24 protein-coding genes are annotated in these 25321 nt (G+C 53.1%); 4 read left to right on the top strand and 20 right to left on the bottom strand.

Annotated elements, in window-relative coordinates; all coding sequences use genetic code 11:
• Positions 1–5 precede the first annotated feature (5 nt).
• The 6 genes from PSTEL_RS01895 to PSTEL_RS01870 are packed head-to-tail and all read right to left on the bottom strand — an operon-like array spanning position 6 to position 5267.
• Positions 6–770, bottom strand: coding sequence for an SDR family NAD(P)-dependent oxidoreductase (locus tag PSTEL_RS01895; protein ID WP_038693128.1), 765 nt, complete (start codon positions 768–770; stop codon positions 6–8).
• 26 nt (positions 771–796) lie between these two features.
• Positions 797–1681 (bottom strand): dihydrodipicolinate synthase family protein, encoded by an 885-nt coding sequence (locus PSTEL_RS01890; RefSeq protein WP_038693127.1) that lies wholly within the window; start codon positions 1679–1681, stop codon positions 797–799.
• Between the two features lie 16 nt (positions 1682–1697).
• Complete coding sequence (locus tag PSTEL_RS01885; RefSeq protein WP_052098123.1) at positions 1698–2852, bottom strand: aminotransferase class I/II-fold pyridoxal phosphate-dependent enzyme; 1155 nt, start codon at positions 2850–2852, stop codon at positions 1698–1700.
• 43 nt (positions 2853–2895) lie between these two features.
• Complete coding sequence (locus PSTEL_RS01880; RefSeq protein ID WP_052098122.1) at positions 2896–3555, bottom strand: HAD family hydrolase; 660 nt, start codon at positions 3553–3555, stop codon at positions 2896–2898.
• A 17-nt stretch (positions 3556–3572) separates the two neighbouring features.
• Positions 3573–3806: an acyl carrier protein gene (locus PSTEL_RS01875; protein WP_038693126.1), complete on the bottom strand. Its 234-nt coding sequence runs from the start codon at positions 3804–3806 to the stop codon at positions 3573–3575.
• Between the two features lie 3 nt (positions 3807–3809).
• Positions 3810–5267, bottom strand: coding sequence for a class I adenylate-forming enzyme family protein (locus PSTEL_RS01870; RefSeq protein WP_038693125.1), 1458 nt, complete (start codon positions 5265–5267; stop codon positions 3810–3812).
• Between the two features lie 281 nt (positions 5268–5548).
• On the opposite strand from PSTEL_RS01870, the gene PSTEL_RS01865 reads away from it, so the two are divergent.
• Positions 5549–8155: a UvrD-helicase domain-containing protein gene (locus tag PSTEL_RS01865; protein ID WP_038699944.1), complete on the top strand. Its 2607-nt coding sequence runs from the start codon at positions 5549–5551 to the stop codon at positions 8153–8155.
• A 143-nt stretch (positions 8156–8298) separates the two neighbouring features.
• Here the strand turns inward: PSTEL_RS01865 and PSTEL_RS01860 are convergent, their stop codons facing one another.
• The 7 genes from PSTEL_RS01860 to PSTEL_RS01830 all read right to left on the bottom strand — a co-directional run bounded on the left by PSTEL_RS01860 (position 8299) and on the right by PSTEL_RS01830 (position 13710).
• On the bottom strand, positions 8299–8547 hold the full coding sequence (locus PSTEL_RS01860) for a DUF6953 family protein (RefSeq protein ID WP_038693124.1): 249 nt from the start codon (positions 8545–8547) through the stop codon (positions 8299–8301).
• 36 nt (positions 8548–8583) lie between these two features.
• Entirely contained in the window at positions 8584–8799 is a 216-nt protein-coding gene (locus PSTEL_RS01855; protein WP_038693123.1) for a hypothetical protein, read from the bottom strand.
• Positions 8800–8905: 106 nt separating this feature from the next.
• Positions 8906–9682 (bottom strand): ABC transporter permease, encoded by a 777-nt coding sequence (locus PSTEL_RS01850; protein ID WP_038693122.1) that lies wholly within the window; start codon positions 9680–9682, stop codon positions 8906–8908.
• An 18-nt stretch (positions 9683–9700) separates the two neighbouring features.
• Entirely contained in the window at positions 9701–10498 is a 798-nt protein-coding gene (locus tag PSTEL_RS01845) for an ABC transporter ATP-binding protein (protein ID WP_052098121.1), read from the bottom strand.
• Between the two features lie 13 nt (positions 10499–10511).
• Positions 10512–11537: an ABC transporter substrate-binding protein gene (locus PSTEL_RS01840; protein ID WP_052098120.1), complete on the bottom strand. Its 1026-nt coding sequence runs from the start codon at positions 11535–11537 to the stop codon at positions 10512–10514.
• Positions 11538–11674: 137 nt separating this feature from the next.
• Complete coding sequence (locus tag PSTEL_RS01835; RefSeq protein ID WP_038693121.1) at positions 11675–13123, bottom strand: aryl-sulfate sulfotransferase; 1449 nt, start codon at positions 13121–13123, stop codon at positions 11675–11677.
• A gap of 38 nt (positions 13124–13161) precedes the next feature.
• A complete protein-coding gene (locus PSTEL_RS01830) occupies positions 13162–13710 on the bottom strand; it encodes a MarR family winged helix-turn-helix transcriptional regulator (protein ID WP_038693120.1) in 549 nt (182 codons plus the stop codon).
• Between the two features lie 413 nt (positions 13711–14123).
• Between PSTEL_RS01830 and PSTEL_RS01825 the strand changes: the two genes are divergently transcribed.
• Entirely contained in the window at positions 14124–14546 is a 423-nt protein-coding gene (locus tag PSTEL_RS01825; protein WP_038693119.1) for a hypothetical protein, read from the top strand.
• A 152-nt stretch (positions 14547–14698) separates the two neighbouring features.
• Here PSTEL_RS01825 and PSTEL_RS01820 read toward each other — a convergent pair whose 3' ends face one another.
• The 5 genes from PSTEL_RS01820 to PSTEL_RS01800 all read right to left on the bottom strand — a co-directional run bounded on the left by PSTEL_RS01820 (position 14699) and on the right by PSTEL_RS01800 (position 21229).
• Complete coding sequence (locus PSTEL_RS01820; RefSeq protein WP_038693118.1) at positions 14699–15883, bottom strand: response regulator transcription factor; 1185 nt, start codon at positions 15881–15883, stop codon at positions 14699–14701.
• Positions 15880–17589, bottom strand: coding sequence for a sensor histidine kinase (locus PSTEL_RS01815; RefSeq protein WP_052099103.1), 1710 nt, complete (start codon positions 17587–17589; stop codon positions 15880–15882). The genes PSTEL_RS01820 and PSTEL_RS01815 overlap by 4 nt, the downstream gene beginning before the upstream one ends.
• Before the next feature lie 351 nt (positions 17590–17940).
• Positions 17941–18867, bottom strand: coding sequence for a carbohydrate ABC transporter permease (locus tag PSTEL_RS01810; protein WP_084064576.1), 927 nt, complete (start codon positions 18865–18867; stop codon positions 17941–17943).
• Positions 18868–18886: 19 nt separating this feature from the next.
• Positions 18887–19777, bottom strand: coding sequence for a carbohydrate ABC transporter permease (locus PSTEL_RS01805; protein ID WP_038693116.1), 891 nt, complete (start codon positions 19775–19777; stop codon positions 18887–18889).
• A 93-nt stretch (positions 19778–19870) separates the two neighbouring features.
• Positions 19871–21229: a sugar ABC transporter substrate-binding protein gene (locus tag PSTEL_RS01800; RefSeq protein ID WP_038693115.1), complete on the bottom strand. Its 1359-nt coding sequence runs from the start codon at positions 21227–21229 to the stop codon at positions 19871–19873.
• Between the two features lie 236 nt (positions 21230–21465).
• Between PSTEL_RS01800 and PSTEL_RS01795 the strand changes: the two genes are divergently transcribed.
• Complete coding sequence (locus PSTEL_RS01795; RefSeq protein ID WP_038693113.1) at positions 21466–22254, top strand: hypothetical protein; 789 nt, start codon at positions 21466–21468, stop codon at positions 22252–22254.
• A gap of 44 nt (positions 22255–22298) precedes the next feature.
• Here PSTEL_RS01795 and PSTEL_RS01790 read toward each other — a convergent pair whose 3' ends face one another.
• Complete coding sequence (locus tag PSTEL_RS01790) at positions 22299–23312, bottom strand: AI-2E family transporter (RefSeq protein WP_038693111.1); 1014 nt, start codon at positions 23310–23312, stop codon at positions 22299–22301.
• Positions 23313–23606: 294 nt separating this feature from the next.
• On the opposite strand from PSTEL_RS01790, the gene PSTEL_RS01785 reads away from it, so the two are divergent.
• Positions 23607–24824: an MFS transporter gene (locus PSTEL_RS01785; RefSeq protein WP_052099100.1), complete on the top strand. Its 1218-nt coding sequence runs from the start codon at positions 23607–23609 to the stop codon at positions 24822–24824.
• On the opposite strand, the gene PSTEL_RS01780 is transcribed toward PSTEL_RS01785, so the two are convergent.
• Positions 24794–25321, bottom strand: a complete 528-nt coding sequence (locus PSTEL_RS01780; RefSeq protein ID WP_038693107.1) for a hypothetical protein — start codon at positions 25319–25321, stop codon at positions 24794–24796. The two genes, PSTEL_RS01785 and PSTEL_RS01780, sit on opposite strands and share 31 nt — an antisense overlap.

The following is a 25321-nucleotide window of genomic DNA, read 5'->3' as shown; positions in this document are numbered from 1 at the left end:
TCTTTTTAGCGCGCCGTATACCCACCATCGACCATTAAATCTTCTCCGGTGATAAATGAAGCATCCGTTGAAGCCAAAAAACAAACTGCACTGGCTACTTCATCCGGCCTTCCTTGTCGTCCCAAGATATGAAGCTGCGAAATCTTTCTGTCAATGATGGACTTATCTAAACCATTGTCATTGATATATCTTTGGGAAGATTGCGATTCAATATAACCCGGGCACACGCTATTTACCCTTATATTATGTTTTGCCAAATCAATTGCCCAACATTTTGTTAACCCACGGATCGCAAATTTTGAAGCATTATATACAGCGAAGTTGGCTTGGCCTATAATTCCGCTAATCGATGAAAGATTCACAATGGAACCCTCGCCACTTTGCAGCATGAGAGGCAGACAATGCTTGCTTACAAAAGATGTACCCATGACATTAACGTCAAGAATTTTATTCCATTCATCATAAGTTGCTTCAACGCTGCCTCTTAGAAAAATTGCTGCATTATTGACCAGGATATGAACAGAGTCAACCCATTCCTTGATCAAATGGAATCCCTTTATAATCGATTCTTCATTTGCTATATTCACCTTAATGAATCGAACTCTATTTCCCGTTTCAAGCTCTAATCTTTGAGCAGAATCCAATCCGTGTTCATCGATATCCATAATAATAACATTGCACCCTTCCTCGCTAAGGCGTTGAGCAATGCAATAACCGATGCCATTGGATCCCCCCGTAACCACCGCGGTTTTTCCAGAAAGTCCCCTCATTACACTATCCCCTTATCTTTTCCTATTCAGATTAATTTTTGATTTTGGAGCATTAATGATAAGTTTTGAATTCTGGATTCAGACAAACGATGCAGCGGCGGGCGGACTGTATCTGTTTTGATAATTCCCATCATTTTAAGCGAAGTTTTGAAACATTGAATAAATTCGTTGCGGATAGATCCGGTAACTATGGCTTGCGGGGCTATATGAGCATCGTGGATCATTTGGGCTTCGGAGAATTTCTCATTCTGAACTAGATTAAAGATTTCTGTTAATTCTTTCGGACGCAAATTACCTGCAGCTGTTGTTAGCCCATCTGCGCCTTCGAGTAATTCCGGCATTATCAGCAGATCTTCACCGGCAAAAACTGAAACTTCGGATCCAAATGTTTCATGGTATTCCCTTACCTTTGTTACCTTTGGAGCAGTTAATTTAATATAGCGCAGTTTAGATGTAGCTGCCCTTACTTTCTCGATCACATGAATGGGAACTTCGATTCCCCCACCGCCGTCATAAACCATGAGATCCACATTGCCTCTTTGTCCAACTATCGTGAAATGATCAATCATCCCTTCTGGGGTGGGCACATGATAATAAGGAGGCGGAAGCAAAACAGCTGATGCTCCTTTTTCTCCGGCATAACGTGCCATATCCGCTGAGATACTCGAACCTGAATGGGCAACGCCTACAATAAGAGCTGTTCGATCTTTTGTTCTTTCAGACGTAATATCAATAATCCGCTTTTTCTCATGATCTTGAAGACTAAAGAACTCACCGGTTGTACCAAGCACAATAATGCCTGCTACATCTTGCTCTACCAAATGATCTACCAAATTGACTAGACTGCTCTCATCAACTTCATAATTATTATCAAAAGGTGTTACGATTAGAACTTGGTTGCCTTTTAACATGTTAATTCACTCCTAGTTATGAATTAGTCACGATTCTTTCGATAGCTTGTTCGATTCTATTTATGGGAACATTCAATGAAAATCTTACATAGTCAGAATAGAAATCCCCATATGCTTTTCCCGGGTTAACAGCAATCCCTTTTGATAAAAGGAACTCCACATGTTCAGGCGCATTTCTATGTTCAGGTATTCGAGCCCATACATACATTCCTGAAGTAGATGGATATACCCAATAACCATTCCGGATCAGTCCGTCTTGCAATGCCTGCTTTCGATGGCAATAAATATTGCGTAAATTACTGACAAATTGTTCTTGGGTCGACATAGCTTTCGATGCAGCTATTTGAATTGGCATAAAGATTCCGGCATCGGCATACTGTTTGACATTTAAAACCCTTTTGATAACCATACGATTGCCTGATAGCATTCCTACACGCCAACCGCATATGTTCAAGGTTTTTGACAATGAGTGTGACTCAACAGCCACCTCGAGAGAGTTTGGAACTTCCAAGATGCTATGAGGGGGGTGCTCGTCATAATAAAGCTCCGAGTAGACATTATCATTGCAAATGATGAAGTTATATGTACGAGCTAAGTCTACCAACTTGCTGTAGAAGGATAAGGGGGCCGTAGCACCTGTGGGGTTATTCGGATAGTTGGTGAAGAACAACTTTGCTCGACGCAAAATATGCTCCGGAATGTCATCCAAATTGGGGAGATAATCATTGTCAGCATCCGTTTGCAACTCGAAGACTTCAGCCCCGGCCAATACAGCATTCACCTTGTAAGTTGGATAACACGGTTCAACGATAATGACTAAATCTCCAGGCTTCAGTAGAGAGACACATAAATAATGCGCACATTCCTTAGAACCAATTAGAGGCATCACGTTCAAAGCAGGATCTAGCTCCACATGAAATCGGTTACGATAGAATGTGGCAATAGCCTCGCACAATTGCTGGCTGCCTTGTGTTTCCCTATTTGGATAAGAGTGATTTTCTATTAATCGAATCTCTTGTATCAACTGTTCCAAAAGCTCAGCGGGTGGGGGTAAGTCTGGATTTCCAATTGTGAAATCTATTACATCAAGTCCTGATTCCTTAGCTGCGGAAACTTTCTTTCTCATAAGCGTTGTAAGATATTCTGACAAATCGTTTTGCTTGGTTTGCATCTCATCCTCCTGCCTCTTTAAGTAGTATATTTTCAGTACATTTTCAGTACTTGAATTGAGGTTGGGAGATAATTTGTTTTAACAAAACGGACAGTTCCCCCGGATCACGCACGATAAACTGTGGATTTTCGTGAAATAGTTCATCAGTTTTCCCTATCCCCCATAGAACAGCGCAACTTTCAATATTCGCATTTCGTGCGGCGATAATATCATTAGGAGAATCACCGATCATTATGGCTTCGCTATGTTTTCCATTACATTCACTCACAGCTTTTAGAATAGGTTCAGCGTGAGGCTTTGGATGTTTCACATCGTCACCCGCTACAATCACATCAAAGTATTGGATGATCTGTAATCTTCCAAGAATATCTATCGTTCTTTTCCGATCCTTACCCGTTACTAGTCCTATTTTTTTTGAACTATTTTTTAATAAATCCAGTATTTCTGTAAATCCCTCAACCAGTTCGATCAAATTCACAAGCCGATTGCTGTAATGACAAAACACTTCGTACATTTTTTGCGGCAGTTTCATTTTCTCCATGATATTGCCGAAAGACTCGCCCATATGGCTTAAATACTCCTCAACGGGGGGGGCTACTTCGTCATTAATCAAATCCTGATAGCTTAAGGTGAAGGCAGCTTTAATTACTGGTTCGGATTGTATGATAACACCATCGAAGTCAAACAAAATAATGTTCTTCATACTGCTTACCACCTAGATTAGGATTTTAATTTGATATACTGGGCTAAATCCATTACCTTAGGAAACATTTCGATTATCATATCCTCATTATCAAACTTAAAATGAAAACCATTTTCCAATTCGACGATAACTCTAATAAACGAAAGAGAGTCAATTAACAAGTCATTAGTCAAGCTGCTTTCCATCGTGATATCTTCGAGTTGTGTAATTCTCTTCAAAACTTCAATCACTTTCTCATCGCATTTAACCATGTTCTATCTCACCTCCTCCCGCTGATGAATGATCTTCACAAGTTCATCCCTCATGATTTTTCCGATATGATTTTTGGGGATGTGAGGAACGATATGGATCTGTTGAGGCCATTTATGAGTTTCAAGCTTCGAATGTATATAGTCTTGCAATTGAGATAAATTAAGGTTAGGGATATTTGTCTTTACAAACGAGATAATCGTCTGACTATCGTATGAATTCTCAACCCCTATAGTTGCCGCATCAATTACCCCGTTATAAGCAAGTAATTGTTCATCAATTTCAGACGGATCAATCTTAATGCCCGATTTATTAATAATGTCCCGATTGCGGCCCAGCAAATACAAGTATCTATCATCGTCCAGGTATCCAATATCCCCAATCTTATAATATCCATTCTCAAACGCTTCTTTAGTTCTGTGGGGATCGTGAAAATATTCCCTGAATAAATATGGACTTTTAATAAGAATTTCACCCTCTGTTCCAATGACGACATTACATTTTTCCGGAACCCTTCCTACTGAATTCTTTTTGTAAGGGATGGAAGGCGAATAGTAGGCTACAAGCAATGCTTCGGTGGAACCATAGTTCTCCAGAATCCTAGTTTGGAAACATGACTCAAATTGTTTCATCAAATCATAATGAAGTTTTGAGGAGCCACAAATCACATATTTCAATTCCCCCTGAAACTTTCTGCTATACCGATTGCTCATATGCAATAGAGCTGACAGCATGGAGGGTACGGAAATAAATAAATTCCCTCCCCAATCGTGTACGAGAGAATCAAATCCTGCAGCAATTTGAGCATTGAATGTTCTTGTTAGGATCGTCGAAGCGCCAAAAATAAAAGGTTGCAGCGTGCTGTATGTCCATCCGTCGATATGATAGACAGGCATGGATTGGATAAACCGAGTACTTTCATCGATACTCAAATCATCCCCATAATCTTGGATATTCTCTATAAATGAACCGCAATAAATGATTGTGCCTTTAGGATCTCCAGTGGTCCCAGTAGTGAACATAATAGCTATGGGATCGTTTGGAGTATGATGAGCATCCATGAACGTGTGCTTAACTTGCGGAACTAATCGGGTATAATCAACCTCATAGGTATGAATGAGCGGAAAAGTAAGTTCGTTGTGGCTTTTATGGAGAATAAGCTGCGGATTCAACTTGCTAATAATACTGTCGAGCTTGTTAGGCTCATAGGTAGTAGACAACGGTACACAAACCGCGCCAAGCCTTAAGATAGCGAAGTAGGAAATTACAAATTCAATTTCGTTATCAAAAAATACGGCTACGTTGTCTCCTTTTCTTACATTTTTAGACCATAGTATATCTGCTAGATTAGCCGTAAGCTGCTCCATATCTTTGTAGGTCAGAATTAATTTCTTTTGGGGCTCAATAATGAAAGGGCGATCAGAAAATACTTTAAAATAATGTAGCAGAAAGTTATCCTTCACGCTGCACCTCACTTAAGAGTATTTGGCATCACGCAATTCGGGGAGTTAGTCTTATGTCATTGTTCAATCGTTTGCACAAATGGAAATGTAAACCCTTTATCTGCATATATATTACTTTCATATTCTATTATTTGTCAACCATAAAAAAAATTGCCGTTTCATTTGTTGTTTCCATTGGAATTAAGCCAGGTACGGGCCACCGCTGTGCATATTCGGAGGAGAGATGGTATAGTGTAGGTTGGCAAAAATGAAGTGTTCGCGAGGTTAAGATGATGAGTTCGATGAATCAACTGCTGTTTCACTCCGCCCCGCAGGGCGTACCCGGAGCCAAGGCGCCCCGGGCGCCGCAGGCTTCAGCACGGACAAGCCGGGATCTGGTGCTGAAGAACGATCCGGACTCTGCCTATTTCCGGGAGCTTGAGGCGGGCGGCATCCTGCTGAACGCCGCGCAGATCAAAGCGGTGCGGCATGGCGACGGGCCGCTGCTGACGCTCGCCGGCGCGGGCTCCGGCAAGACGAGCGTACTCGTATGCCGGACGGGCTATCTGCTGTCCGTGCGCCGGATTCCGCCAGGCAGGCTGCTGCTGCTGACGTTCTCGAGCCGGGCGGCCGCCGAGATGCGGGAGCGGATCGGCCGGCTGCCGGGCGTGCAGGGACGGAACCTGTCCGGACTTCAGGCCCGGACATTTCATTCCTTCTTTCTCTATTTTCTGCGGAGGCAGGGAGTACGGGAGGATATTTTTCATGAGACGCGCCGCCAGCATATTTTGCTGCAGACGATCATGCGTGAAATGGGCCTCGCCAAGGATGCCTACCCTCCGGAATCGCTGCTCTCGATTCTCTCCTCCGTCAAAATGAATATGCAGGGCGCAGACACCCTGCCGGATCTGACCGAATCGGATAAGGAAATCCGGGAAATTCTGCTGCGCTACGAGAGATGGAAGCGGGACAACGGCAAAATCGATTTCGACGACGTGCTGCTGGATGGCTACCGGATGCTGCTGGAGCGTCCCGAGCTGCTGGCGGAGCTTCAGCGCACGTATTCCCATATCATGGTCGACGAATTCCAGGACACGAACGCGCTGCAGTATGAGCTGATCCGGATGATCGCCAGCCCCCTGAACAATCTGATGGTGGTCGGGGACGACGATCAGACGATCTACTCGTTCAACGGCGCGCGCAGCGACTTCATTCTGGAGTTCGAGCAGGTATACGAGAATGCCAGGGTGATTACGCTGGATATCAATTACCGTTCGGGACCGTCCATTATCGGGCTTGGAAACGGGATCATTCAAGGCAACATACGCCGCCGTACCAAAAGCCTGCGGGCGGCCGTGCCGGACGCCGGACGGCCCCGGTATCTCCGCCCCGCCAATGCCGATGAGGAAGCGGAGGCTCTCGTGAACGAGATCATCTCCTCCGTGGAGCGGGGAGAGCGCAGGCATGGCGACTTCGCCATCCTGTACCGGGCCCAGAGCAGCAGCCGTGCCATGCTGGAGCGGCTGCTGCTTCAGAATGTGCCCTACGTCGATTACGGCGAAGGGCGGCTGCTCTATGAGCACTGGCTCATTTCGCCGGTGATCAGCCATTTGCGGCTCTCGGTGAACCGGCGGGATTTCGAAGCGATGGAGGATATTCTGCCCACCCTGTACGTGAACCGGGAGCAGGGGATGACCCATATCCGGCGGATGGAGGCTGTGCAGCCCAAGAAAGGGCCGCTCGTCTATCTCTTAAACCTGCCCGGCCTGGCGGACTTCCGCAAGGAGGCCATCTCGGACCGGCTCGCGATGATCCGGGGTATCCGGACGCTGACCCCGGTTCAGGCCATCCGGCAGCTTCGGGCTTCCTTCTATGATTCCTTCGTCCTGGCGGATGAACGCCATCAGGCGACGCTTCACCGGGAGACGCTGAAGGAAATGCTGGACGAGCTGGAGCTGTCGGCAGGACGGTTCGGCGAGCTCCAGCTGTTTCTCGATTTCATCGACGATGTGACGGCGCGGAATGCGCATCACAAGGAGCCCGGCGGGAACGCGGGCGAAGCAGGCGACCGGGTCTCCCTGATGACGATCCACAAGTCGAAGGGGCTGGAGTTCCCGGTCGTCATGCTCCTCGGCGCTTCCGAGGGCATTCTCCCGCACAGCTCCGCGCTGGACGCCGGCCGTCTGAAGGACCGCAAGACGGCCGAAGGCGGCGGCGCCGACGCGCAGGCGCTGCTGGAAGAGGAACGGCGGCTCGCTTACGTTGCCGTGACCCGGGCGCGGGAGGAGCTGTACATCAGCTCTCCCGCGCTGCACCGGGGCCGCAAAGCCCCGGTGTCCCGCTTCATGCTGGCGGCCTTCGGCGCCAGCCCCGACGCCGCCGCTATGGAGGCGGCGGGCGGGACCCCGGCCGCCGGGCGCAGCGGCGGCCAACCCGGCGCGGGCCGAGGGCGCGCCGGAAGCGACGCGGCGCCGGCTGCGCACGGCGCCGCAGAAGGCCGCGCGCGAAGCAGCGCCGGCCATGTTGGCGGCGCGGCGGGCGGATCGCGCCGCGCCGGGTTCTCGGCCGCCGAAGCGCTGGCGGCCGAGAACGCCCTGCTGGACCGGTCCGAGGCCAGCCTTCCGGACCGGGACGCCCCGGCCGCATGGCCGGCCAGGCCCGGCGGGAGCGGCCGCTTCGGCGGCGGCGCAGCGCGCCACGGGGGCAGCGCCCGGTCCGGCGGCGCTGCGGACGGCGGGGCGCGCGTCTCAGGGCGCACCCGCACCGTCGCCGTCTGGAGCTGCCCCGCCGGGTCCTGCCCCGGCTGGATGCGGGTCAAGAATGGCGGCGCCGATGACGGCTTAAGCCACAAGCCCTGCCCGCTCTGCGGCTCGCCAATGATCCGAACAACCCGGGAAGTTCCGGTATAGCCGGCTCCCGGGAAGCCAAAAAAACTCCGGCCGCCCTCATTCAAGAGGCGCGGCCGGAGTTTTTGGCAATCCATCAGCATGGGATCGGTCTTCGCATCTGTCACTTGTTCAAAATCAATCCTTGACTTAACTTGCCCAAGGCACTAGGTCCAGGCCCACAAAAAAGCGTCCCGGTCCCAGGCGATCCGCCCTCGGTGCAGCTTGCGGAAGATCTTCTTGACTTCCTTATCCAGAGAAGCGTTGCCGTTCTCGTTCACATAGATGAACTGCTCGCCAAAGTTCGCTCTTACATAGTCGATCGCATCGGCCTGGTAGAGGGTCCCCGTGAACCGGATCTCCTTGACCATCCATTCGGCTACCGTCTGTGCCGTTGGTGCCGCTATATCCGTCATAACGCATACCGCCTCATTTCTGTCCTCGCTTCAGCTCTATCTTACCAGATTCATCAGCCAGAGGAACAGGATGAAGACGGCAGCCGTCGCGCCGAACGCAATCAACGCGTTGAGCAGCCGCTCGCCGGCGTAATCTCCCGGCTTCACAGCGGCCCTCGCATTACGCGGCTGGTATTCCTCCGGTTCGTCGTGGGCCAAGAAGCTGATCTCCCTGGCCTTCTCCGAGTTGGATTTCGGGTGATCGGGGAACACGGGTCTACCTCCCCTTCCTTCCTAATTTCCAAGGATTATACCATATTTTTCTATAAATGTAATGTGATCTTATACCTAATTGTGGAGGCAGCCTCCCGCCCATAGCCTAGCTGCGGCGCACCGCAGAGTTCACTACTCCGTACCGGTACAGCACCTTCCGGCCGAACCAGCCGAACAGGCGGTCCGTGAAGAAGCCCATGAAGCCCAGGCAGAACAACCCGACGAATATCCAGTCCGTGCGGAAGAACAGCCGCGAATTCCAGATCAGATACCCGACACCTTCATTGGCGGCGATCATTTCCGCCCCGATGATGGCCATATACGAGGTGCCCATCGCCAGGCGCACGCCGGTATAAATATGGGGCGTCGTCGCCGGGATGACCACATGGAGCAGAATCTGCCACTCACTGGCGCCCATGCTGCGGGCCGAGCGGATTTTATCCTCCTCTACGGCCAGCACACCGGTCAGCGTGTTCAGCACGACGATGAAGAAGGTCGCGTACATAATCAGCGCAATCTTCGACTGCTCCCCGATGCCGAACCAGACGAGAAACAGCGTGATGAAGGCGATCGGCGGGATGAACCGGATGAAATTCAGGAACGGCTCGGCGAAAATCCGGATGATCCGCACCCGCCCGATCGCGAGTCCCACCGGAATCGCCAGCAGGCTGCCGAGCGTCCAGCCGATCAGGACGCGGAGAAAGCTGATGCCGATATACTGCATAAGCGTGCCGTCCATCAGCAGCTCGCGGCCCCCTCGAACTGTGCTCCACGGTCCCGGAATGACGTCCGGCCCATACACCAGCGCCCCTGTCTGCCAAATCAGCAGCACCGCCGCCCACAACAAGGTCACGGAGACCCATTTGCGCTCGATCCATTTCATTGTTCTGTTCACCCGCCTTTAGTGTTCAAAATGGCTTTCGATTTGCCCAAGCAGCTTGTTGAACTCGGGAGCTGTCACATCCCGCGGATAAGCCTGGGCGTTCTCGTAAATATCGGTAATTCTCGAAGACGGGCCGACGGACATGATGCCGATCCGCTGCCCCAGCAGCAGCGCCTCCTGAATGTCATGTGTTACGAAGATGACCGTCTTGCCGGTCTCCCGCCAAATCCGCACCAGCTCTTTCTGCATCGTCCGGCGCGTCATGGCGTCGAGCGCTCCGAACGGCTCATCCATCAGCAGAATTTCGGGATCATTCGCCAGCACTCTCGCCAGCTGCACCCGCTGCTTCATGCCGCCGGACAGCTCCTTCGGAAATTTGTTCTCATGGCCGTTCAGGCCCACAAGCCCGATATAACGGTCCGAAATGACGCGGCGCTCGGCTTTGGGGGTCTTTTTCATCCGGAGTCCGAATTCCACGTTCTCACGCACGGTCAGCCAAGGAAAAAGAGAAGAATCCGCCTGCTGGAACACAACCGCCCGATCCTTTCCCGGCCGCTCCACCTCCTGCCCGCCGATCCGCAAGCTGCCTCCGCTCTTGGCGACGAATCCGGCGACGATGTTCAGCAGCGTGGACTTGCCGCAGCCGCTGGGACCGAGAAGAATGAAAAATTCTCCCCCCTTGATGACCAGATCGACGTCCTTGATGATATAGTGAACCTCTCCGGATGTCTGTTCGCTGTAGCTCTTGCGCAGCGCTTCAATGTGAATGCCGTTCCGTTCGGCATGAATGCTGTTCCGCTCTGCGGGCAGGGACATGATGATGCACCTCCTATTTGGTGTAGGTCACTTGATCAGGCAGCGCTTGACGCAGCGGGTCCAGGCTGATTTTATCCGCCAGGTCGAAATCCTTCTCGATAATGCCGCTATCGACCATGTATTTCTTCTGTGAAGCAAGGCTGTCATAGGCCGCCTGTGTAAATCCAACTTTCCATACGTTCTTGGGCAGATCCTTGAGCGTCGCTTCCTTCGGCTGCTTCAGTTCCTTGTACATCAGGTCGGCCGTTTCATCCGGATGAGCCTGCGAGTATTCAGCCGCCTGACTGACAGCCTTCAGGAAGCCTGCCACTACGTCCGGATGACTCTTGATCAGGTCATTCCCGGAGACAATGCCCGTGCCGAGCCGTACCTTCGTCTTCGACATATCGCTCAGCTCGTGGACGCCTTGCAGACCCTGAACCTTCTCCAGAATCGCCGACCCGGTGAACCAGGCTCCATCGACGGAGCCCTGCTTCAGGGCAATGTACGCTTCATCAAAAGCTCCCTGTCCGACAAGCTCCGCATCCTTCACATCCAGATTGTTCTGCTTGAAATATTCATCCCAGAGATAAGGCAGGAATGTGCCGCGCATGAAGCTCAGCTTCTTGCCTTTCAAATCTTCAGGCGTCTTAATCTCGTCCCGGACGTACAGCTTCCACTGCGCAGCCGCCTCATCGGTCGCCTGACCGGCCGAGGCGATGATGGCGTAGTCACCCTTCGATACGGCGTTCAGCAGCGGGAAGTCCGCGCCATAAGCCACATCGACCTGCTTGATGAACAGCGCATTAACGCCTTCAGCCGGGGTTCCGAAGTTGACGATTTCGGCGTCGATGCCGTTGTCCTTGAAGAAGCCCTTCGCCAGCGCTGTGCGGAACACCGGGTTCGTGCCGGTATCCGCGATCTTCAGCTTGTAGAGCTCCTTCGAAGCGGAATCGGACGAAGCTGCGGCATCGCCTTTGGAGCTGCAGCCCGAAAGGATCAGGAGAAGCGAGAGCAGAAGCAGCAGCGGCGAAGCGGACTTGGTTAACTTATGATTCACGGTTATACACCTCTTGGATTAAGTATAGGTAGTTAAGAATGCATCTTCGCTTGTTATCAGCAGCTGTTACGGCAAACCCGGGAGGCCCGCCCTGATGGGGCGCCTCTTTCGGGAATGTCGGGCCTGGATGCCGCCGTTCACGCCCGGCGGCGGCCTTCGTCTGAAGTCGCGACGCAGGCCGCGCCCTCCACGAAGGGCAGCGTAGTGGCGACGCTGACGACGGAATCGCTGCCTTTGGCGGCCGCGCCCGGAACTCGGAACTGAGAGGCATCAATCGGCTCAATGGCCTTCTCCTCAGGCTTCGCCAGTTGCGGCACCCACTCATAGGGGAGACGATACGAGCGGTAGACCATATTGGTGTTTCTTTTATCCGTATAAGGAGAGATGTATTCCCAGACAACTTCATATTCCTCCGTCACTTCGAAGAGACGGCCGTTCGAGCCCTCGGTAATCAGCGTATTGCCGTTCGGCAAACGCTGCGCCGAGCTGATGTACGGGCTGTAGAACTTATAGGAGTCGGTCGGCACCGAGAAGCCGGCCTCGGCTCCGGTATATTGCCACACGACTTCCAGCGTTGCAGGGTCGATCTCCAGAACCCGGGAATGGTCGCGGATCGCATTCTTCTGCCCAAATGGCGAAGCGGGATTCGGCAGACCATAACCACCCCAGCCGCCGTTGTCGAATACGAGCAGATTGCCTTCGCCCGGCAGACCCTTCGGAATGATATGGGCATGATGCTGGCCGATGATCCAGCCGATATGCTTCACTTCCGGCAGCGAGTAATCCGGTCCGAGCCGCCAGACGATGCTGCCGGTTCTCCGGTCCGTAATCGCGATGATGTTGGCTTCGCGGGCGTCCCAGATGATGTTGTCCGGATGGAACCGCTCGTCGCCCTCGTCATACAGCCGGTTGGGCCCGACATACGAAGCCGAGTTGATATGCAGCCAGTCTCCGATGCCGCCGCCCAGATGCCCGAAGGACCGCGTGTTGGGATCGCGGAACAGCACATTCCGGGCCGCCTGGTCGAAGCCCAGCTCCTCGAAATGGTCGCTGGCCTTCCACTCCCACAGAATGCTGCCGTCCCAATCCACTTCAAGAATGACGTCATCCAGCAGCTCTTTGTCCGAGATTTCCGGCTGATGAACATTCTTGTGGGCAAGCACCAGCGTTTTGCCGCCGGTCACATTCGGTTCAAGGCCCGGTGCATAGTAGCCGACCGGATTGCCTTCACGCTGATAGTCGTGATGCTGGCGCGCATACCACAGCGGCTCATAGCCGGGATCTTCGATATGCTCGTAGCCATTGTATTTCCAGACGATGTTGCCGTCCCAGTCCACCTGAACGAGATCGACATTATCCTGGATGCCGAACTTCGGATCTCTGCGCCCTGTGCTGCCCAGCACATACCCGCCCGGAAGCGCCTTGGCAGGGAAGCCGATCAGCCCCTTCCACAGACGAACCTCGCGGCCGTTCATGTCGATCAGAACAACTCCCTCATCTCCTGCCTGATAGATGGTATAGCCGCTCCATGCTTTGTCCGGATTATATAGTGTCGCCCCTGTCGGATATACAGTAGGAAATCCCATGATCACATTTCTCCCTTGTTATATGAATTATATTTAGATTAATACGTCAAATACCGGCTTTGTGTCGTTACTGACTTCGGCTTCTGTTCGGTCCCTCCTCCGGGTGTTAACGGCTCGGCATTCCGCTTCGCAATCTCCATGACCGCTTCGGAGAAGCCATCCAGATTGATGATTACTTTCTCGAACGCTCTTGCCTGAGAGTTGAGCTCTTCGGCCCCGAATCCCTCGAACAGAAGCGTAATACACGCCGATCCCACATCCCGGTGACGCTCGAACATCTCCCGGCCCTTGTCCGTAATCCCGAGAAGCACGGTGCGCCGGTCGCCTTCCTTCCTCCTGCGGACCGTAAATCCCGCTGCATCGAGCTTGTCACAGAGCGCGGTGATGGCGCCCGAGGTCAAATCAAGCTGCTCGGCCAAATCGCTGAGCCGCTGCTCGCCTTCCCGGATGATCTTGTGCAGAATCATCATGCCGGGCAGCGCGATCCCTTCGACGCTGATCCGGTCTCTCTCCTTCACGAACCTTCTGACCATCTTTCGGAACAGCCAGTCTGCCTCCTCCAGCCTTTCCCAATCCGGTTCCTGCATGTCTCATGCTCCTTTACCTTGTACTTTAGCCGAATAAAAAAGGCTCCCGCAGCGCGCCCATAGGAAGGGTAGCGATGCAGGAGCCTTTGGCTGTCCAATCAGCTCATCGTCATCGTTCACTATTCATTAATTTAACGTTGAAAGATTATATTCGAATAATAAACCCATTATTCTGACTAGTCAAGTGGGTATTTAGAAATCTTAAGCTTTTTTTAAAGCTCTTTTAAGGCTCCTGTCACATTCGGAGGTTAAAATAGAGTCATGGGCGGCACCTTTTACCGTCCGGACCGTAATAACTGATGTCGGAACCTAATCCGAGCCTTCGCCAAAGAAATGCACCATGAACGGCAGCCGTTCCCCGGAGCGTACCGGGAATTCAAATCCAACAAACGAAACGAAGAGAGGAATCACATATGAATCTGAGCCGAAATATCAAGCGAGTGATGATTGTAGGAACTATGATTGTCGCGATGTCCATCGGAGGGAACAGCTGGGCGGCCAAGAGCGTCAGCGCCAGCCCCATAGCCAAGCTCTCTGCGGCCGTTCCTGCCGCAGCCGCCGGAACGGTGTCCACCTCGAAGCGGGATGATCTGCTGGGAGCGCTCAACCAGTCCTCGGACGAGGACTTCTACTACGCCCTGTACGAAGGGCAGTCGCTGGCCGATATTGCCGAAGGCAGCGGAGCCGACGTCTCGCAGGTAGTCCAGCTGCAGAGCGAACAGCTCATCGCCCAGCTTGGCGAGCGTCTGGCTTCCGGCAGCATTACCCGGGAGCAGTATAACGACTACATAGCGGAGGTGCCGGACATCATCCGAAGTAGTGTCTATCAGTTGTAAGCTGTAAGCGACATCAATAAAACGCAGCACATACGCAGACGACCCGCCCCCATAGCTTGGAGGGCGGGTCGTGTCTGTTATTACCGGAAATTTATTACCGGAAACCTCCATCGGCAAATGCTTCCCTTAAGCCGAACGGGAACCGGACGGGTCTAACCCCGTCCAGGGACGCTCTGCTTCTGCCGGTATTCGGTCGGCGTCAGCTGAAATCTTCTGCGGAAGATCTGGGTGAAATGCCGCATGTCCTGATAGCCGACACATTCGGCGATCTCGCTCAGCTTGAGCGGGGTGTTCAGCAGCAGCAGCTTCGCCTGGTCCAGCCGCAGCGAGGTGACGTATTCCTTGAAGCCGAGTCCCGTCTTCTGCTTGAACAGCTGGCTGAAATAGGCCGCGTTGAGATAGACGACGGACGCCATTTTCTCCAGGGAGAGTTCTTCGCGGTAATGCTCCTTGATGTACTGCAATGCCGCATCTATAGCCTTCTCGCTGCTTCGCTTGACGTTCTCCGGCTCAAAGGCCTGGGTGTCGAACGCCTCCCGCAGCCGTTTCACGACGTCCGGAACCGCATTAAAATCCGTGTTCAGCCCGGAGTGGATAATCTGGAACGGAACCTTGAGCACCCGTCCGAGCTGGCCTCTGACATTCTCCTGGAAGTCCCTGATCCCTTCCCCGTCCTTCAGGCTGATCAGGCCAAGCAGCGTTGCCTGGCCGAAGTTGACGACCACGCCGCAGCCGTGCTGTTCGATCAGCTCGGACAACACATTCTCCACGATAAAATGCTCCAGGCGCAGGCTGTTCTCGCCCTCCATCCGCACCATCGTCAAATAGAAGCTCTTATAGTCTTCAACAAAAGGGCCGATATCCAGATTCCCGAGGTCGAGGCCTGACGCCAGCCTCCGGAACACGCCTTCCCGCAAATATTTCAGGCTCGTCTTCAGCCGCTCGCCCTCCAGCGAGAGCCGGCTCTCCCGGCGGATCTCTTCGGCGAGACTGTCGATCAGCTCATGCAGCCGGATTTTGCCGATCGGCTTCAATAGGTAGTCCCGGGCGCCGAGCCGCACCGCCTCCTGGGCGTAGGAGAATTCGCTGTGGGCCGAGATGACTACCCATTTGGCAAACGGGTATTTGCGTTTGGAAATTCGCATAAAGTCCAGTCCGTTCATGCCCGGCATCAAAATGTCGGTCAGCACGATATCGATCCGCAGCTCTTCCATGATGCGCACCGCCTCTTCCGTTGAAGCGGCGACCTCGACATGGTATTCCGGGTGAAGCTGGGCAATCGTGCGGCCAATTCCTTCCCGGATGGGGCGTTCGTCATCGGCAATCAATATATTCATGAGTCGGCTTCTCCTTTCCGCGGACGCGGCACGACGATGGCAACCCGCGTTCCCTCCCCGGGATAGCTCTCGATATGCAGACCATAGCCTTCGCCGAACATATGCCGCAGCCGGCTGTGCAAATTCTGCAGCCCGATTCCGCCCTTGCCGGATTCCTTCGGACTCTCCTCCTCCAGCGAGCTTCGCAGACGCTCCATCGCTTCCTGCGACAAGCCTGCGCCATTGTCCTCCACGACAATCCGGAGCGCATCGCCATCCTCCCGGGTGTACACCCGGAGCAGGCCCTGACGGTCCAGCGGCTCCAGGCCGTACTTCACCGCATTCTCGATAATCGGCTGAACGGACATCTTCGGCAGAAGAACGTCGAGCCACCGCTCGTCGATGTCCGTCACGACCTGAAGCCTTCCTTCCAGCCGGATCGAGATAATGTTGAGGTAATGGCCGATCTGCTCCAGCTCCTCCCGCAGCGTAACGGGTGTGCCGCCATCCCACTGGCTGCTGTAGCGGAACATGGACGACAGGGAGAGTACGAGCTCGCCCAGCTGGTCATTGCCTTTTTCATCAAGCATCCAATAGATCATATCCAGTGTGTTATAGAGAAAATGCGGGTTGACCTGCGACTGCAGGGCATGAAGCTCGGCGTTCTTCTCGCTGACGGAGGAGATTTTGACCCGTTCAATAAGCTCCTCAATCCGCCAGACCATCCGGTTGAAGGACGCGACCAGAATGTTGATCTCCTGGTAAGAGGCTACGCTCAACGTGCCCCGAAAATTCCCGATCTCCACCTGCTTCATTTCGCGGATCAGCTTCTTGAGCGGCGACGATATGGTCCGGGAGACCATGGAGGCGATCAGCGTGGACACAATAATCAAAATGGTGAAGACGATGAGAATATAACGCTGCATCTGCATAAGCTCCACGTTGAGATCCCGGTCCGGCGTGACGCTGACAACCCATAAATCGGAGAAGGGCAGTCTCGAGGCGGCGAGCAGCCGGTCCGAGTTCTGCCTTACCACCACATCCTGGCCATCGTCCAGAAAATCAAGATCCTTAAGCTCCTGATCCGCCCCCTCTGAAGAGGAGATGATGCTGCCCGACTTCGACATCAGATAGACCTGGCTGTGCTGCCCCAGCTTCAGATTATCCAGGGCGTTCAGCACAGGCTGGGGATTCATCTCGAACAGCACAATGCCGATCGGCTTATGCTCGTTCAGATCATAGATCTGCCGCCCGAAGGCGAACACCGGACTCTTCTCCTCCCGGTCGATGAGGGATTGTTTGTACACGCCGAGCCAGACCATTTTGCCCGAGGAAGCCTGTACCTGATGATACCAGCTTTCGCTGCGGTAATTCGGGTCCAGCACATTGAAATAGTTGCCGTAATTATACACCTTGCCTTTATCAGTAAGAACATGGATGCCGACCAGATCATCCCGCGAATAAAAAATGGCGCCGAGTATATTCGTGATCGTTCGTTCGTTAATGTATGCGACCGCCGGCTCCGTCGTCTCCTCGTTAAGCAGCCGGATCATGTCGAAATTGTTGCTGAGCGACTTGGAGAGGCTGTCATAGCCCTGATACAGCAAGCCGAACAGGCCGGCCGTCTGCGCCGCATTCTTCTGCGACAGGTCGCTGATCTTCTCATGCAGCTGAACCGTTGTCCGGTTGTAGTACAGCAGGCTGACCACCAGCAGAAGTCCCGACATGCAAAAAAGAAACAGCAGAAACAACCGGTGATGTATGGAATGAAAGCCTCCTCGCAAAACAGACTCCCTCCCTCATCCTGGCGTTTCCGCTGTGTCTCTATTATAGATCGGGCTTTTGCCCTTTTCAATGAATCGCTTTCAGACTTGAACAATCGCTTACGACAAGTATTGGCCCACTTCACCCGGAACTCCGGAGAATTTGAACTTACGGTCGCTGTTATCTTTGGATTTCTGATGGGATTTAAGCCAAGCGGATGAAATCCAAAGATAAAGGCGAACGCTAACGCTCCTTCAGTTCCAAATTCCCTGCGTTCCTTATGATGAGGCTATGCCGCAAGCCTTCGTCCTAACTTAGCCCTTCACCGCTCCTGCCACCATGCCTTTGGTGATCTGGTTCGAGAGGAAGAAGTAGATCAGGATAACCGGCAGTGCGCCCATGATCAAGAAGGCCCCGATATCTCCGTAATTCACCGAATACTGGCTGACGAATGTGTAAATCCCGAAGGGCAGCGTCTTGAGCCGCTCGGATGAGATGAAGGTCGCCGCCAGGATGTATTCGTTCCAGATCGAAATGAAGGTCAGGATGCAGACCGTCATCATCGGCGGGACCGACACCGGCATGATGATGCTACGGAAAATCCGGTAAACGCTGGCTCCATCGATAAAAGCCGATTCCTCAATCTCATGGGGAATGCCCTTCATGAATCCGCTCAGGATGAACACGGAGATCGGCGTCGAGAACGCAATGTAGGGCAGAATCAGGGACAGATGAGTGTTCAGGATATGCAGATGCTTGAAAATAATCATCAGCGGCAGCAGCGTAGCCTGCATCGGGATCATCATCCCCATCAGGAAGATGGTCATGACTGCTGTGCCGTAACGCCACCGGAAGCGGGTGATCGCATAGGCGACCATCGAGCTCAGCACGATGACGCAGATCATCGTAATTCCCGTGACGAGCACGCTGTTCGATAAATACTTGAGGTAATTCCCGGACTCGAACGCCTCCTTGTAGTTATGCCACTGCCATACCTTCGGCAGCGAGAAGAAGCTTCCGTCCATAATTTCTTCATTCGTCTTGAGCGAGTAGAACAGCAGCCAGACCAGCGGATACAGCTGGGTAACGACAGGAACGGCGAACAGCACATACACGAGCCCTTTCTTGATTCTGGCCCGCCCTTTAGTCCGGCTCTTGTACTTCGGCTCGGACTGTACCGGATAACGGACGTCTCTCTCCCGGGAGAGACGGCGAACCGGTTTATTCTTGACTTCGATCATTGACCCGCACTCTCCTTTCCTAGCTGAATTTTCGTTCAAGCTTGCCCATAACCGTATTGATGATGACGGTACAGATCAGGCAGAGGATGACCAGGAAGGCGGCGATGGCGCTTCCGTATCCGTATTTGAGCGACAGGAACGAGCTGTTATACATATGCGTAGAGATAACGTCCGTGGCGTGGGCAGGTCCTCCGCCGGTCATGACCATGACCAGTTCGAAAGCCTGGAGCGAGCCGATGAACGCCAGCACCAGCGATACCTTGAATATGGGCACGATTAGCGGCAGCGTAATGTGAAGGTCGGCCTTGAAGCCGTCCGCGCCATCGATTTTGGCCGCTTCGTAGATTTCGTCGGGAATGTTCTGAACACCGGTGTATTGAATCAGCAGATGATAGCCGAAGTACTGCCAGAGTGATACGAAATACAGGGCGAACATGGCAATCTTCGGTTCGGTAAGCCAGTTATGCGTCCAGCTGTCCAGTCCGAGAGCCACCAGCACGCCATTCAGCATGCCGCCCGCCGAGACCGGATTATAGATCGTCTTCCACAGCTGGCCGATGATCACGATCGACAGGATGACGGGTGTAAAATAAATCGAAACGAGCGTATTGCCCTTCTTCACATGACGGCTCAGCATAATGGCCATCCACAGACAGAGCGGGATTTCCAGCATGGACGCCACGGCGTACAGCAGCGTATGCCGGACCGCCGGCCAGAAGATGGGGTCGCTAGTGAACATCGTCTTGAAATTGGCTAGTCCCACAAATTTCGCGCCGGTAATGCCATCCCACTGAAGGAGACCGGTATAGAACGATACAGCAATCGGCATAAATACAAGACATACATACAGCACTAGACAAGGCAGCACGAAGACGGCAATCGTCCGTGCAGGCACCTTCAGTACTTTCATAGTTCTCCGCCCCTTTATCCCCGGATTCGGCGCCGGGGAGGCCCTAAAGCCGGGCCCCCGCTGCGCCTTGCCGCTTAAACTCTATGATTTCTTCTATTTATTGGATTCGTATGCAGATTGATGCTCCTTGGCGACCTGGGCGGAATCCACTTTTTGCACGAACAGATTCTGGATGCTGCTGAGATGCACCTGCGAGGTTGCCGGGTTCATCGTATTGTCGAAGGAGAGGTCCCCGCCTTTGACCTGGTTGAACAGACCTGCAACGGTGATAGCCAGATCGGAATAACCGGCAGCCTTCAGGTCGCCGTCAACCTTCTGACCGATGCCGACCGCATTCTTCAGATCGAACTGCGTCTTCGGCAGGTTCAGCGTGAAATAGTTCAGGAAGTCCTTCGTCTCCTGCAGATGCTCGCTGTTCGCCGAAATCGCGAACGCGCTGCCCGGGGCCAGCATGAACTCGTTCGGATCACCCTTGCCGTCAACGGTCGGGAACTGGAACGCTCCAACCTTGCCGGCAACAGAGGAAGCGTCGATAGCGCCCGTCTCCCAGGTGCCGATAATCCACATGGCCGCCTTGCCTGATTTGAAGATGTTGCCGCCTGCATTGGCGTCAATCGATGTCGCGCCGTCCGGGAACGCGCCGGCCTGAACAAGATCCTGGAAGCGGTCGACCGCTTCAACAAAGGCGGGGTCATTGAAGGTCTTCTTGCCGTCAACAACGTCCTTCAGGAAGCCGGGGCCGCCGTTCGTGCGAAGCAGAATATTCATGAAGAGGAACGAACCGGTCCAGGAATCCTTCTCTCCAATGGCCAGCGGCGTAATGCCTTTGGATTTCAGAGTCTTCACATCTTGCAGGAATTCGTCGAACGTCGTCGGCGGTGCGGAGATGCCGGCCTGCTGGAACAGGTCCTTGTTGTAGAAGACAACCTCGATATTGTTCCCGTCCGGCAGCGCATACACATTGCCGTTGAAGCTGTAGTAGTCGAGCAATCCGGCCTGATAGGTATCCTTCAGCCCGCCCTTGTCGATCACATCGTTCAGCGGAGCGAGCAGACCGGCATCGACGAATGGCTTCATCTGCGCAGCGGGGTTCACCATCGTAATATCGGGAATTTCCTTGGACGCTGCCTGGGTCTTCAGCTTCACCTTCTGCTGGTCAGTGTTCAGCGTATCCAGTTCAATGTGGATATTGGGGTGCTCCTTCTCGTACTGGCTGACCAGCTGGCGCACCATCTTGTAATTGGGTGTCGTCGGGTCAGGGTAGATGTTCTGAAAAGTAATCGTAACCTTCTTGCCGCTATCTCCTCCGCTAGTGCTGCCCGAGCTTGGGCTGGCGCTGGATGATGACGTATTCCCCTCGTTGTTATTTGAATTTCCACATGCTGTCAGGCTGAGCGCCATGGCGGCGGTTAATGCGATGGACAGCGTTTTGAATCGCTTTCCTGTAGCCATTTATCGTAACCCCCTGTGCTTTGTGATGTCTTCATTATTATTCAGTACAGCGCTTCCAACAAGATGTAAAATAAAGGATTGAGGTTTGTTTTTTCTAGATTGATCAGAGTGGACAAAAAACTTGGATTCGATAAATATAAAATGTATAATCATATAAAATCGGATATAACTTATTTACATTCGATATTTATAAAATACATTACGATATCCAAAGGGAACTATAAGGAGGAATGGCTATGAATGCAACTGAACTGCTGGCAAGGCTTGACGCAATCGGAGCAAGCCTGGAGGAGACGAGAGAAGCCTTGGCCCTGCTTGGCGTGGGATCGGTCGGCGTGGAGCTGGAACGCCTTGACGCCTACTCCGATCTCGATTTCTTCGTGATCGCAAAGCCGGGGTTCAAAGCCCGGTTCATCGACCGGCTGGACTGGCTGGAAAGCATCAGCCCGGTCGCTTTTGCCTTCCAGAACACCCCGGACGGCAGCAAAATCATGTTCGCCGACGGCATTTACGGAGAATTTGCCGTGTTTGAAGAAGAGGAACTGAGCGGAATTCCCTATGCTCCAGGCCGAATCGTCTGGATAGACCCGGAGTGCTCTCCGGATCGGATAGACCCTTCGGGGGGTCGAACTCCGCAGCCCCGGGGCACTTCGCCTGAATATGCTCTTAACGAAGCGGTTACTAATCTGTACGTCGGCCTCTGCCGGTATGCCAGGGGGGAACGCCTGTCCAGCGTCCGGTTCATCGAGCAGCACGCCCTTGAACAGGTCGTCTCGGTCCTTCATCTGTATGAGCAGGAGGTTCCATATTACCCGGATTCTTTCCGTAATGAACGGAGAATCGAGCGCAGATTCCCCGAGTTCTCCAGCCGGCTGAACTCCATGCTGCAAGGCTACGAGAACATACCGCAGTCCGCCCTGGCGATATTGAATTATATCGAAGGCATATATCCGGTCAACGCCAAAATGGCGGCCAGCATTCGAAGCCTGGCCGCCGGACTTGGTGCGATTAGTAGCGGACAATAGCGGTCAACAAATAAGGCCGGGGAGCCCCCGGCCTGCCATACGAATTAATTCGTTTCCTTCGACCGCTTGATGTCCAGAATATCGAGCACGAACACGAAGATCGGAATGCCGAGAATCAAGCCCCACACACCCAGATAGTGCTCGGAGAACAGCAGCACGATGAAGGTGTAGAACATCGGCAGATTCATTTTGGAGGACATCAGCTTCGGATTCAGGAAGTAGCCTTCGATAAAGTGCAGCACGGCGATCATGATCAGCACATACACCACCATCATCAGGCCGCCGATGTTGTAGCCGATGATGCACAGCGGAACAAGCGAGATGATAAATCCCGCTACCGGGATCAGGCTGAGCAGGAAGATCATGACGCCCAGCGCGAACAAATACGGAAAGCCGAGCACGGTCAGCCCGACCACGGTGAAGGCCGTATTGAACAATGCGATCAGAATCTGCGCCTCGATTACTTTGCCGAAGGACAGAATGAACTTCTGCCCGAAGTATTCCAGCTCGTTGTAGAACCACGCGATTTTGCTGTTCTTCATCCGGGAGGTGAAGGACACGATCCGGTTTTTTTCCAGAATGAAGACAAAACTCAGAATAATCGAGAGCACGAACGTCGTACCCCAGTTGCCGATCGTTGTAATATAAGTGAACCCGCCCTGCAGGTACTTCTCATAATTGAGATCTTTCACCGTGGTGAACAAATATTGAGCGATATCATTCTGCGGAATGTTCTCCGGAGTTAACGAGATGAGGAAATTGGTCAGCTGCCTAACCTGATCGAATACCTTGGGCAGATAATGAACCAGCGCCAGCACAAGTGTGGTAATCATGGCCAAGTAGAGGATGATAATGATCACCTTGCTGTTCACACGCATATAGCGGCTAATCCGCTTGCTCAGCAGCACCTGGAAGCTGTTCATGATATAGGCGATCAGAAAAGTCAGCAGCACCAGATTGAGCATATCCCGAATTCCATACAACAGCAAGCATACCAGCAGTAAAACCCCGAATCTGCGGACGGTCAAGTCCGAAAAATAACGCTTAAGCAATTCCATTGTCTCTCTCCATTCGCCTGCATTTGACACTACATTTCATTCTACCCTACTCTGTGATTCTCCGCACTCTCTATGCTATACGACATAATCCGCCATGTGTTTCAGCTTTGCATAAAATCCTTTCTTTCATACGCTTTTCCCTGTCGCTCGAACCCGTGTATAATACAATAATTGGCTCCGGATGCAAATATGTCTGGCAGCTGTCTGGCAATCTGCATCCGATGGAGGACGCTCTCATTGAAAACCGATTACAGCTTTGAAAAAGAACCCGTCTCAAGCCCTTTATCCAAACGGATGTATGTCTTTCAACTCCTTACCGTCTTTATTGGCTTCCTCATCTTTGGCTTCTCCGAGAATGTCAAAGGCCCCGCCATTCCGCGCATCCAGCTCGATATGGGCCTTGACGAACTGCGCATTGGCACGCTGCTGTCGCTGAACTCTCTCGGCTATTTGCTGGCCTGCAGCTTCACGGCTTATCTGATCCGGCGGATCGGCATCAAGGCCGTCTGCCTGCTGTCCTTCGGGTCCATGGCGGTGTCGGGCGTGTTCATCTATCTCTCCCACAGCTATCCTTCGCTGTCGGCTTCCTTCTTCTTCATGTATATCGGCAACGGGATGCTGGAAATCGGGCTGGCGGTGCTGGGCGCGCGGATATTCGTCCGCAACACGGGGACGATGATGAATCTGTCGCATTTCTTCTACGGCCTAAGCTCGACCGTCGCGCCCATGATCGCTTCCGGTCTGATGACCCTGCATGTCGGCGGACATCTTCTGGACTGGCGCGATGTCTACCTGATCATTCTGCTGCTCGCGGTTCTGCCGATGATCCCGGCCATCCTTGGCCGCTTCCCGGATGAAAGCGGGAATTCGGAGGCGGACCGAGTCCCGCTGAAGACGCTCTCGAAGGACCCGGTCATCTGGATGCTGGTGCTCATTCTCTCCTTCGGGGTCGTCTCGGAACTTGCGGTCGGCGGCTGGCTGGTCAACTTTCTGGAGAAGGCCTACGGCTGGGACGGCTCCTCTGCAGCAGGCATGCTGTCCGCCTTCTTTCTCTGCTTCACCTTCGCCCGGCTCTTCCTCGGTCCCGTCACCGATAAAGTCGGCTTCACGCTGTCGCTCATGATCTTCTCGGCGGTGTCGGGCATTCTGACCTTCGCGGCCATTGCAGCTGGTGAGCCGGGCGCGTTCCTGTTCGCCGCGGCCGGCGCCGGCATCGCGCCGGTCTATCCCACCGTGATGGCGCTGATCGCCCGGCGTTACAGGCAGGACAGCGACGCGGCCATCACCTTCATCGTCACGCTTATGGGCGTAGCGAGCGTGATCGGCAACTACGCTATCGGCGCGATCATCAGCGGTATCCGGCGCGCCGTCACCGCCGTCAGCGGGGCCGAGGACGGGCTGCTGCGCGGGCTTCAGGCCGGCTACGGATTTATCGGCCTGTGCGCGCTGCTCTGCTGCCTGTCGGCGCTGCCGCTGTACTGCTACTTGAAGAAGCATGGCGAGCTCTTGTAAGCGGAGAACGCGGCGCAGATCAAACAGAAGGGAAGCTCTGCATATGACGGAGCTTCCCTTCTGTTTGATTGGAATAGATAAGGAGGAACGTAAGACTGGTATTGCTTCAATTCGCTTCTCGGGACATCCTTGACGAACCGGACGTCCGGTTCGCCAAGAACGTACCGGTACAGCTTGAATTGGTCGGATGGATACTCGGCGATATAATCGATCGTCTTGCCGTCCTTGCTCCACATGACCGAGGGCAGGCTGATATAAAGCTGCTTGACGGGCAGATGGATAACGGAGCCGTCCTCTGCCTTGTACAGCGCCGGTTTAAGCTCTGCTATGCGTCCGTAAGCAAAAGCCAGAATTTCTTCATCAGGGGACCAATTAAAGGCGGTTACCTCTTCCAGCATGCTGAATACTGTCTTCCTCAGCATGTCATTAAAAGAGAATACACCTCCCTTATCCAAATCGGCCAACGAAAGCTCATATCCCAGGTTGTCGTAACTCAT

The sequence above is a fragment of the Paenibacillus stellifer genome (assembly GCF_000758685.1).
GTDB lineage: Bacteria > Bacillota > Bacilli > Paenibacillales > Paenibacillaceae > Paenibacillus_AQ > Paenibacillus_AQ stellifer.
Note: the sequence above shows the minus strand (reverse complement) of the source record. Positions and strands in the feature narration are given on the sequence as shown.